Annotated in this window: 9 protein-coding genes and 1 pseudogene; 3 read left to right on the top strand and 7 right to left on the bottom strand. The window is 66.3% G+C overall.

What is annotated here, in order from left to right; genetic code table 11:
• Positions 1-57: 57 nt before the first annotated feature.
• Both ACEQZD_RS06335 and ACEQZD_RS06340 read left to right on the top strand, forming a co-directional pair.
• Positions 58-564 (top strand): annotated as a pseudogene (locus tag ACEQZD_RS06335) (fumarate hydratase C-terminal domain-containing protein); the annotation flags it as partial.
• A gap of 171 nt (positions 565-735) precedes the next feature.
• Positions 736-1,590, top strand: a complete 855-nt coding sequence (locus ACEQZD_RS06340) for a hypothetical protein (RefSeq protein ID WP_335628514.1) — start codon at positions 736-738, stop codon at positions 1,588-1,590.
• 27 nt (positions 1,591-1,617) lie between these two features.
• On the opposite strand, the gene ACEQZD_RS06345 is transcribed toward ACEQZD_RS06340, so the two are convergent.
• Genes ACEQZD_RS06345 through ACEQZD_RS06375 form a run of 7 tightly spaced genes read right to left on the bottom strand, consistent with a single transcriptional unit; the run spans position 1,618 to position 8,781 of the window.
• The gene (locus ACEQZD_RS06345; RefSeq protein ID WP_370184631.1) at positions 1,618-2,550 is read right to left on the bottom strand and encodes an alpha/beta hydrolase; all 933 of its coding nucleotides are present in this window, start codon (positions 2,548-2,550) and stop codon (positions 1,618-1,620) included.
• Entirely contained in the window at positions 2,544-2,927 is a 384-nt protein-coding gene (locus ACEQZD_RS06350) for a hypothetical protein (protein ID WP_142949375.1), read from the bottom strand. Before ACEQZD_RS06350 ends, ACEQZD_RS06345 begins: the two co-directional genes overlap by 7 nt.
• Positions 2,924-3,325, bottom strand: coding sequence for a MaoC/PaaZ C-terminal domain-containing protein (locus ACEQZD_RS06355; RefSeq protein WP_142949374.1), 402 nt, complete (start codon positions 3,323-3,325; stop codon positions 2,924-2,926). The genes ACEQZD_RS06350 and ACEQZD_RS06355 overlap by 4 nt, the downstream gene beginning before the upstream one ends.
• On the bottom strand, positions 3,312-4,835 hold the full coding sequence (locus tag ACEQZD_RS06360) for a long-chain fatty acid--CoA ligase (protein WP_370184633.1): 1,524 nt from the start codon (positions 4,833-4,835) through the stop codon (positions 3,312-3,314). Before ACEQZD_RS06360 ends, ACEQZD_RS06355 begins: the two co-directional genes overlap by 14 nt.
• 11 nt (positions 4,836-4,846) lie before the next feature.
• On the bottom strand, positions 4,847-7,330 hold the full coding sequence (locus ACEQZD_RS06365) for an NHL repeat-containing protein (protein ID WP_370184634.1): 2,484 nt from the start codon (positions 7,328-7,330) through the stop codon (positions 4,847-4,849).
• A gap of 42 nt (positions 7,331-7,372) precedes the next feature.
• Complete coding sequence (locus ACEQZD_RS06370; RefSeq protein ID WP_370184635.1) at positions 7,373-8,131, bottom strand: enoyl-CoA hydratase/isomerase family protein; 759 nt, start codon at positions 8,129-8,131, stop codon at positions 7,373-7,375.
• Positions 8,128-8,781, bottom strand: coding sequence for a TetR/AcrR family transcriptional regulator (locus ACEQZD_RS06375; protein WP_370184637.1), 654 nt, complete (start codon positions 8,779-8,781; stop codon positions 8,128-8,130). The genes ACEQZD_RS06370 and ACEQZD_RS06375 overlap by 4 nt, the downstream gene beginning before the upstream one ends.
• Before the next feature lie 318 nt (positions 8,782-9,099).
• On the opposite strand from ACEQZD_RS06375, the gene ACEQZD_RS06380 reads away from it, so the two are divergent.
• The coding region (locus tag ACEQZD_RS06380; RefSeq protein WP_370184639.1) for a substrate-binding domain-containing protein at positions 9,100-10,249 on the top strand (1,150 nt) is incomplete at its 3' end.

Raw genomic sequence — 10,249 nt, forward strand, 5'->3', positions numbered from 1 at the left:
ACCACCGAGATCTACACGTAGGTATACACTCTTTCCCTACACGACGCTCTTCCGATCTTGCTGCTGTCCGGCAAGCTGCTCACCGGCCGTGACGCCGCCCACAAGCGCATGGTGGACATGATCGCCAAGGGCGAGGACCTGCCGGTGGACTTCACCAACCGCTTTATCTACTACGTGGGTCCGGTGGACCCGGTGGGCGACGAAGTGGTGGGCCCGGCGGGACCCACCACCGCCACCCGCATGGACAAGTTCACCCGCACCATGCTGGAGAAGACCGGCCTGATCGGCATGGTCGGCAAGGCCGAACGCGGCGACACCGCCATCGAAGCGATCAAGGACAACAAGGCGGTCTACCTGATGGCCGTGGGTGGCGCCGCCTACCTGGTGTCCAAGGCGATCCGCAAATCCCGCGTGGCCGCCTTCGAGGATCTGGGCATGGAAGCGATCTACGAATTCGAAGTGGAAGACATGCCGGTGACCGTGGCGGTGGATTCCAACGGCGAATCCGTGCACAAGACCGGCCCGGTGATCTGGAAAGAGAAGATCGCCGCCAAATCCGCCTGAGAGGGGAACTTGTGGGGCTGCTTCGGCTCGGACCATTGAACCTTTGCTTGTGCGGGCCTTGTGGGAGAGGCCCTGCCCGCCGGCTTCGCCGGCCTTTCGCTTGCAAGCAAGCTCCTACAAGTGCTCGCTCCCAAGGGTTTCAACAAAAACGAATACAACGTTGTTTTTAATATGCGTTCCAACCTGACGATCCTGCTTCTCGGCCTGGTGGCCGTGGCACTCACCGGCTGCGCCTCGCTGCGTGATTCCACCGCCGGTCTGATGGGGCGGACGCAGGCGCCGGACGCGGTGGCCGGGCTGAGCTACGGCGCCATCGACGCCCTCGGCGCCATGGACGGCGCCTGCCGGCGGCTCGCCGAGGCGCACCGGGCGGAGCGCTACGTGGACCAGCGGCAACTGCGTGAGGACTGGCTGCCCGCCTGCCGGGAACGGATCGAGTCGGTGCGCCAGTCGCGGCGTCTCGACCGGCTGGTGGACGACGCCTACCAGGCCCAGCAGGCCCATGAAGCCGAACTGGCCCGGCAACGGGCGGAACGTGAGCGGGTCCGGCGGGACATGGAAGCGGCCCGCCGGGAAGCGGAGAAACGCAGCGAAGCCGCCGCCGACGAGGCCCAGGGCCGGTTGCGCGAGCGGCTCGCCGACGCCCATATCCTCAGCATCCTCGAAGACGTGCCCGACCAGCCGCTGGCGTTTGCCGTGGGCCAGGCGTCGGAGCGCACCATGAAGAATTTCCTCGCCTGCCTGGAAGTGGGCTACCCCAACCAGGGCTACGAAGTGGACCGCGGCGACGACAGCCTTACGGTCACCGCCCGCCAGGCGGACATGCTGCGCGGTGACGTGGACATCCGCGCCCGCTTCGTCAACGTCTGGGACACCTGGATGCTGGAATCCCTGAGCGTGGCGGAGCTCACCGCGCGCACCCCCCAGGACCGCTTCATGCTGGCCCAGAACCTGCTCGCCGGGCACTGCTACGGCATCGATAATCTGATGCAGCGCGACGCCCCCGCCACCTCCGACCGCTCCTGACATTGTGGGAGCGGGCCCGCCCGGTGGTTAATCGCCGTTGAGGAAGGCGGCGATCTCCCGGTAGGTGGCGGCGCAGGCGTCGGGCGCCAGGGATTCCAGATTGAGGTAGGCGTGGATCATGTCGTCGAAATGGCGGTGGCGGCAGGGCACGCCGGTGTCGTTCAGCCTTTGCACGTAGGCCAGCGCCTCGTCGCGCAGTGGGCAGTATTCGGCGCTGATCACCAGCGTTTCCGGCAGGCGATTGCTCACCGGCATGAACAGCGGCGACGCGCCGCGGCGGTCCTCGCCATGCTGGAAATAGTGCTGGAAGTACCAGGCGATGCGGTCCGCTTCCAGTAAATAGCCCTGGCCGTTCTCGGTCACCGAGGGGTGGTTCAGGGTGTAGTCCAGGCTGGGGTAGATCAGCACCTGTTTTTCCACCGGCAGCCGCTGGTCGTTCTGCGCCAGGGCGCTGAGGGTGGCGGCGAAGGTGCCGCCGCCGGAGTCGCCGGCCAGCGCCAGGCGCCGCTGGTAGCGCCGCCCTTGGGCGTCGAGCACCGGCCACAGGTGGCGGGCCACGCTGTGGCAGTCTTCCAGCCCGAACGGGTAGGGGTATTCCGGCGCCAGCCGGTAGTCCACCGACACCACCAGCCAGCCGCTGGCGTCGGCGAGCCGCCGGCAAATCGGGTCGTACACCGCCACGCTGCCGGCCATGTGCCCGCCGCCGTGGAAGAACAGGCACACCGGGGTGTCCCGGTCCGGCGCCGGGTCGTAGAGGCGCACCGGCACCGGGGTTTCGCCGCACTCCACCCGGGCGTCGCCGACCCAGGGCAGCTCGGGCCCCGGGCGGACCTGGTTGCGGGTCATCGCCGCCATGCTGTCGCGCACGGTGGCCGGGGTGGCTTCCACGCCGGCCGCTTTTTGTTCCGCCACCAGTTCATTGAGGCGGTCCAGCCAGGCCTTTAGCTGAGCGTTCAGCATTGAAACAGCACCAGGGCGTCGCCCGCGCAGATCATCCGGCCGTCCTCGCCGGTGCACAGGGTGTCCAGGTTCACCAGCGCTTTGTCGCCGCGCAGGTGGGTGATGGTGACGGTGGCGGTGAGCGTCTCGCCGATGCGGGCGTCTTCCTCGAAGCGCATGTGCTGCTTGAGGTAGTTGGTGCCGTGGCCGGGCAGCTCCTCGCCGAGCAGATAGGAAAACAGGCCGGCGATCAGCGGCTCGGGCACCTGGTCCGGGGTCTCATCCTCAAGGCCGGCCATGTCGCACCAGGCGCGCACATCCTCGGCGCTGAAGCGCCGTTCCACGGTGGCCTGGTCTTCCAGCCGCAGGGCGTTGAAGCGGGGCAGGGTCTCGCTCATGGCGCCATCTCCTGATCGAGTTTGAGACGGCAGGTGCCCTGCAGGCAGCGGCTGTCGTCTTCCTTGAGCACGTCGGTGGTGAGGTGGACGATGCCGTCCACCGGGCGGCCGCGGGTTTCCAGCACCACGGTGAGCGGCTCGTCGGCGTAGGCCGGCGCCGGAAATTTCAGGTCCTGCACTTCCAGGCGGGCGCCGGGGAAGAATTCATGGATCAGCCCGCGCACCGCGCTGAACAGCAGCATGCCGTGGGAGACGGTGGCGCCGAAGCGGGTGCCGGCGGCGTAGTCCGGGTCCACATGGATGGGGTTGTGGTCGCCGCTGAGTCGGGCGAAACGCTGGAAGTCCTCCTGGCTGAAGGACAGATCCCGTTCCATGCGGGCGGTGTTATTGTTTTGCATGATCACGCAACTCCTGTTTGGTGACTTTGCCCAGGGCGTTGCGGGGCAGGGCATCGACCCGTTCGAACGCCTTGGGCACCTTGTAACCGGCGAGCCGCTCGCGGCAGAACGCGCGCAGCGCTTCCGGGTCCGGGGCGTCCCGGTCCGCGTGGACGCCGTAATAGGCCTTGCCGACTTCACCCCATTTGTCGTCGGGCATGCCGACCACCGCCACTTCGGCGATGGCCGGGTGTTGTTCCAGTACTTTTTCCACCTCCGCCGGGTAGACGTTTTCGCCGCCGGAGATGTACATGTCCTTCCAGCGATCGACGATGAAATACTGGCCGTCCTCGTCGCAGCGGGCCACGTCGCCGCTGTGCAGCCAGCCGTCGGCGCGGATCGCCTCGGCGGTGGCGTCCGGCCGGTTCCAGTACCCGGGCGTGATGTTGGGCCCGCGAATCAACAGCTCGCCGGCGTCACCCGGGGGCACGTCCCGGCCGTCGCGGTCGACGATGCGCACTTCCGTGAGCAGCTGCGGCCGGCCCACCGAGCCGATCTTGTCGATCACCTTGTCCTCGTCCAGCAGGAACACCGTGGGGCCGGTTTCCGTCATGCCCATGCCGGTGCGCACGCGGATACCGGCGTCCACATAGCGCTGCGCCACCGGCAGCGACAGCGGCGCACCGCCGCAGCCCCAGGAGCGCACGCCCTTGAGACGCTCGCCGCTGAACCCGGGGTGATCGAGCAGCGCCTGGTACACCGCCGGCACCCCGAAGAAGATGGTCGCTCTTTTTTCCAACACTTGCAGTGCCTGATCCGGGTCGAAGGCGCGCGCCACCAGAACGCTGCCGCCGACCATGAACACCGCCGAGGAATACAGGTTGATGCCGGCGGTGTGGAACAGGGGCAGCACGTTGAGCAGCACATCGTCGCCGCTCAGGTTCACCGCCAGACCGATATTGAGATAGTTGGCCAGCATCATGCGGAAGGTCTGGATCACGCCCTTGGGCCGGCCGGTGGTGCCGGAGGTGTAGAGCAGGTACCAGGGGGTGTCCGGGTCCTTGTCCGGGTGCGCGGTGAGGTCCGGCCGGGTGTCGGCCAGATCCCGGTGATAATCGCGCTGGCCGTCCGCGGCGCCGTCCAGCGCCACCAGGGTGAGCGGCCCGCAGCGCTGCTGGAGCTCGGCGGCGGCGTCGGCGAACTCGGCGCCGAAAATCAGCGCCCCCGGGTCGCAGTCTTCCACCAGCACTTCCAGTTCCGGCACCGCCAGGCGCCAGTTCAAAGGCACCAGGATCAGGCCGGCCTTGGCGCAGCCGAACAACATGGCGAAGAACTCGGCGCGGCTGTGGCCCAGATAGGCGAGCCGGTCGCCTTCGTTCAGGCCCCAGTGGTCACGGGCGGCGGCCGCCAGCCGCGCGGCGCGCTCGTTGAACTGGGCGTAGTTGTAGCGCTCGCCGCTTTCCAGGTCTTCCAGCGCCGGGCGCTCCGGCGTTACCCGGGCCCGGTGGGCGCGCAGGTCGAACATGTCCATCGGGCTCTCCCTTAATTATTGATTTCCGACCAGCTGAACCGGGTGATGCGGTTGCTGATCAGCGAGAACACATAAACGTCGCCGTCGCCCACCGCCACTTGCTCGGCGTCGAACAGGCCGCCGGGGCGGGTGCCCAGCGCCGGGTCGAGCCAGTGGCCCTGGTAGGCCGGGTCGATGATGCCGGCGCCGTTGGGGCTGTACTGGTCCGGGTTGGCCCAGGCGCGCGCCACCATGTTGAAGCCGTCGGCCACCACCAGCGCGTCCTGCTGGGCGTCGTAGGCGAGGCCGGCGGGCAGGAACAGCCGGTCCGGGTCGAGGCCGTCCGGATGGTCGTAGGTGCCGCCGCCCAGGCCGAGCTGGCCGATCAGCGCGCCGTTGGCCGGGTTCAGGGCCTGGATGCGCTGGTTGCGGCGGTCGGTGACGTAGACGCGGTCGTCCAGGGCCAGCACGCTGCCGATCTGGTCGAAGGTGCCGGCGTCGCCCTGTTCGAAGAAGTCCGGGCCCAGGCTCCAGCCCTCGCCCAGGTCGTTGCCTTTGTCGCTGTCCGGGCCACCGGCGTACCAGTTGCCGTCCAGCGAGCCGCTGCCGCTGTCGTAGTCGAAACGCCAGACGTAGTTGTCGAAGCTGGTGATGTAGATGGCGTGCTGGTCGGTGGCGCCGTCGTTGATCGCGCTCACCGCCACCGGGTAGTTGGTGTTGCTGGTGGACAGGCCGATCTCGGGCACCGGGAAACCGCCGGTGCGGTAGCTCAGGTTGAACAGCTCTTCCAGATTGCCGTTGGCGTCGTAGATGCGCAGGCTGGCGTCGCCGGTGTAGGGCCAGGGCAGGGTGACGTCGGCGCCTACCAGGACCGCCACCGCTTCGCCGATGTTGGGGTCGCTGAAGGTGGCGATACCGGTGACGCCGTAGCTGATGTTGGTGCCCGGGAAACGGCCCTGATAATCGCCGTTGCTGTCGTAGATGTTGATGCGGGTGTTGGGCGTGTCGCTGACCAGCAACTGGTCCTTGCTGCCCAGCCAGGCCATGCCGCTGGCCGAATGCAGCTGGCCGGGCAGAGTGCGCGGGTGGCCCCAGTATTCGTTGTCGGCCACGGTGCCGACGCCGGCGGAGACCGAGCAGCGCAGCAGGCTGGTGCCGCTGGAATTGGTCCAGCATTTCTTGATGCGGTTGTTGCCGGAGTCGCTGACCAGATGCACGCGGGCGTTGGAATAGTAGTAGCCCCAGGCGTAGATGTCTTCACGATAAAAATCGCCGTTGGCGTCGATCATCGGCACCAGATCATTGGGCAGCTGGAAGGCTTCGTCTTCGGTACCGGCGCTGGTGGGCGCGCGCATCTCCACCTGGTGGATGCCGAGGCGGCCATAGACCCAGTTGGCGCGGGCGTCGGCGCTCTGGCTGCTGCGGTAGCGCACCGGGTTGCTGTCGCTGGTGCTGGCCAGGTTTTCGAACTGGATGATGCGGCCGTTATAGGTGTCCGCCACGTAGAGGTTGCCGTCCAGGTCGGTGCGCACGCCGCGCGGGCGCTTGAGGTGATCGACGCTGCCGCCGTCGTCGCGGAAGCGGCCCAGCATGTCGTCCAGGGTGAGCTGGCCGGTGCTGGTGTTGACGCGGAAAATCTTGATGCGGTTGTTGCCGTTGTCCGCCACGTAGAGATAGGTGGCGCCGTTGTCAGGCGACTGGTAATAGGTCATCCCCTGGGGAATGCGGAAGCCGTCGCGTTTGTCCGGCTGGCCGGCGTAATCGTCGTAATTGGTGGAATCGCTGCCGTAGTTTTTGTCGACACCGCGGATGATCGGGCCGGCGTCCACGTAGTCGCCGCTACCGTTCTGGTGGCCCAGGGTCTGAATCAGGCTGACCTGATAGCCGTTGTCCGGATCAATGCGGAACGCTTTGACGCGGTGGTTGAACTCGTCGGAAACGTAGATGAAACCCTGCGGCGTAATGGTCATGTTGCGCGGCAGATAGATCTCCTGGCCGCCGCCGTGGCCGGGCTGGCCGAACGAGGTGACGTACTCGAAATCGCCGGCGCCGCCGCTCACGGTGCGGAAGAAATGAATCTGATGACGGCCCACGTCGTTGACGTAGAGCCCGGCCAGCCGGTCGTCGTCCGCTTCGCTGGCGGACAGGAACGCGATCCCCAGTGGTGCGCGCACCTCGGGCACCGAACTGGCCGGGCTGTCCGCAGCCAGGGTCTGGTCGTTGTCGTCCAGCCGGCCCACCAGGGCGCCGTTCAGGTTCAGCACCTTGATTTCATGGTTGCCCATGTCGGCCACATAGACCCGGGCGCCGGCGGCGCCGTTGCCGAGGCTGTCGCGGTCGTAGGTGACGGTGGTGGGGGTGTTGAACTGGTAGCGCTGCTGCACCGGTTCGCCGCTGAGTTCCGAGGAACGGTCCTCGTCGGCGAAGGTGTCGAACCCGCCGGCCAGCGGAGTCAGCGCACCGAGCAGCAGGGTGCCGGCGAGTACCGCCAGCGGGGTTGGCGTTATTGTTTTCATGGTGTCTCTCCCGATTTTTGTTTTTCGTCGTTTTGTTTTTTCCTATCTGTTCAAGAAGTCGGCCATGCCCTGGTCGGCTTCGTCGGTGATGATTTGTTCGAGAAAATGCCGGTATTCCGCATCCAGGCCGGCGGCCACGGTGTCCAGGTCGGGCCGGGTGAGGGCCAGGGTGTGGTGCACGCTGCCCGGTTTGGCGGAGCACAGGGTGTCGGCGACGGCGCGGGCCTGGGCGGCCACCCGGTTGTCCTCGCTGAGGTACTGAACCAGGCCCACGCGATGGGCTTCCTCGGCGTCCACGCGGCGGTTGGTCAGTTGAATGTCGAGGGCGCGGGCGCGGCCGATGCGTTCCGGCATCAGGGCGGTCCAGCCGCCGTCCGGGCTATAGCCCACGCGGGTGTACCAGGGGGCGAAGCTGGCGCGGGGCCCGGCCACGACGATGTCGCAGGCCAGCACCAGGCCCACCGAGCCGCCGGTGACCATGCCGTGCACCGCCGCCACCGTGGGCAGCGGCAGGCTGAGCAGATCCAGAATCACCGCGTTCAGTGTGCCCACCACCCGGACCGCGTAGTCGTGCCGCTCGGCGCGCGGGGTGTCGTAGAAACCGCCCACGTCGCCGCCGGTGGAGAACGAGCGACCTTCCGCGTCCAGGATCAGCGCCGCCGGGCGGTCCTCACGGCAGCGCGCGAGCGCGGCGCGCAGGCCGTCGAGCAGCTCCGGGACCAGGGCGTTGTGGCGCTGCGGACGGTTCAGGGTGATGCGCGCCAGGTCGCCGTCAAGTTGATAGTGCACCGCCGGGTTCATGGCTTCTCCTTGCCGTCCAGGGTCAGGCCGTTGCGGAACAGGTCGGAAAGGGTCTCGACGATGTCGTCAAAGGACACGTCCTGTTCCCAGAGCGCGTAGCGCAGGCCGAGGAAATTGGACATGCCCATCAGGGCCCACACCCGCACTTCGTTATTGCCGGGGCGGATTTCGCCCTTGCGGGTGGCGTTGGCCAGCATGCGCACATAGCCCTTGCCGAAGGCTTCGTAGTAATCCCGGTAGATGGCTTCGTCGACGAACTGGGCTTCCTGCAGCACCCGGTACAGGGACGGGTTCTCGTAGAGGTACTGCAGAAAGGCGCGCAGGCCCCGTTCCTCGGCTTCCAACCGGTTGCCGGCGTCGAGAATTTCCGCCGCCAGATGGGCGCGCACCTGATGCCCCATATCACGCACCAGCTCGCGGAGGATTTCTTCCTTGCCGGCGAAGTAGGTGTAGAAGGTGCCCTGGGCGACGCCGGCGGCGCGGGTGATGTCGGAAATGCCGGCGCGGTGGTAACCGAGCGTGCCGAAGGTGTGTTCGGCGGCCTTGAGAATACGCGCCCGGGTGCGGGCGCCGCGGGCGGTTTTCGGGGCGCCGGGCCCGCCGCTGGCGGCCGTGGCCTTGGCGATGTTGGTCTGGGAGGCAGTGGTCATGGCGGGCTTCTTGGGTCCGTGGTTTTGTTGTTTGAAATATGAATCGGTATTCAACTAAATTAAGTTTGCGCACCCCTGGTGTCAACCGGGATCCGGCGGCCGGCACCCGAGAGGCGGCTTTCAGGAGTTGGAAAGTACGCCGCAAAGGCCCGTTATTCGGGTATTTGCAGGTGGCGCGACCGGCCGGGACGGGTAATTCCACGTTTGTGGAATTTTTTTCGAAACCCTCTTGCGAAAAGGTGAATCGCCAGTCATATTGAAGAGGACCATAACCACAACAAGACGGCCATCAGGCCAAAAAATAAGGGAGAGATTCCTATGAAGCGTCTCATTACCGCGACGGCCTTCACGCTCACCGCCCTCACCGCCGCGCCTCTCGCGCAGGCGGCCGATTCCATCCGTATTGCCCACGTCACCGGTTTCACCGGCCCGTTGTCCGCCTACGCCGAGCAGCTCAGCGTGGGTATGAAGATGGGCTTCGAGTACGCCACCGACGGCAGCATGGAAATCGAGGGCCGCAAGGTCGAAATCATCGATAAAGACACCCAGCTTGATCCGGCGCGCGCCCGTTCGCTGGTGGAAGAAGCCTACGCCGAGGACGACGCCCACATCGTGGTGGGGCCGGTGTCTTCCGGGGTGGCGCTGGCGACCCTGCCGATCGCCGAGCAGTACGAGCGCATCATCATGCCCGAGGGTGTGGCCGACGCCATCACCGGCGCGGACTGGAACCGCTATGTGTTCCGGGTCGGACGTAACTCTTCCCAGGACGCGGTTTCCAACGCCGTGGCACTCGGCGAGCCGGGCGTTTGTGTCGCCACCATCGCCCAGGATTACGCGTTCGGCCGTGACGGCGTGGCCGCCTACAAAGAGGCCATGGAAACCCAGGGCGGCGAAGTGGTCCACGAAGAATACCTGCCCACCGACGCGACCGATTTCACCGCCGCCGCGCAGCGTTTGTTCGGCGCCCTGAAAGACCGCGATGGCTGTGAGCAAGGCAAATACATCTTCGCCATCTGGGCCGGCAGCGCCAACCCGCTGAGCCGTATCCAGGACCTGCAGCCGGACCGCTTCGGCATCAAGCTGGCCACCGGCGGCAACATTCTGCCGGCACTGGTGAGCTACTCCGAGTTTCCCGGTATGGAAGGCGCTGGCTTCTATTACTTCGAATCACCCAAGAACGAGATCAACGACTGGTTCGTGAAGCAGCACATGGAGCGTTTCAACGCCGCCCCTGACTTCTTCACCGCCCAGGGCTTTTCCCAGGCCATGGCGATCACCGCGGCGATCCGTGAAGCGGACGGCTCCACCGATACGGAGGATCTGATCGACGCCTTCGAGGGTCTGGTGTTCGAAACCCCGAAGGGCAAGATGGTGCTGCGTGACGAGGACCACCAGGCGATGCAGGAGATGTATCACTTCCGCATCGAAGTGGAAAAGCGTGACGACTGGTTCGCCGACCGCACCGTGG

Source organism: Alloalcanivorax sp., assembly GCF_964221125.1.
GTDB classification, from domain to species: Bacteria; Pseudomonadota; Gammaproteobacteria; order Pseudomonadales; family Alcanivoracaceae; genus Alloalcanivorax; species Alloalcanivorax venustensis.

Bases quoted from the DNA above. Each gene is read 5' to 3' on its own strand.
- ACEQZD_RS06340 (WP_335628514.1), top strand. From the start codon at position 736: ATGCGTTCCAACCTGACGATCCTGCTTCTCGGCCTGGTGGCCGTGGCA.
- ACEQZD_RS06345 (WP_370184631.1), bottom strand. From the start codon at position 2,550: ATGCTGAACGCTCAGCTAAAGGCCTGGCTGGACCGCCTCAATGAACTG.
- ACEQZD_RS06350 (WP_142949375.1), bottom strand. From the start codon at position 2,927: ATGAGCGAGACCCTGCCCCGCTTCAACGCCCTGCGGCTGGAAGACCAG.
- ACEQZD_RS06355 (WP_142949374.1), bottom strand. From the start codon at position 3,325: ATGCAAAACAATAACACCGCCCGCATGGAACGGGATCTGTCCTTCAGC.
- ACEQZD_RS06360 (WP_370184633.1), bottom strand. From the start codon at position 4,835: ATGGACATGTTCGACCTGCGCGCCCACCGGGCCCGGGTAACGCCGGAG.
- ACEQZD_RS06365 (WP_370184634.1), bottom strand. From the start codon at position 7,330: ATGAAAACAATAACGCCAACCCCGCTGGCGGTACTCGCCGGCACCCTG.
- ACEQZD_RS06370 (WP_370184635.1), bottom strand. From the start codon at position 8,131: ATGAACCCGGCGGTGCACTATCAACTTGACGGCGACCTGGCGCGCATC.
- ACEQZD_RS06375 (WP_370184637.1), bottom strand. From the start codon at position 8,781: ATGACCACTGCCTCCCAGACCAACATCGCCAAGGCCACGGCCGCCAGC.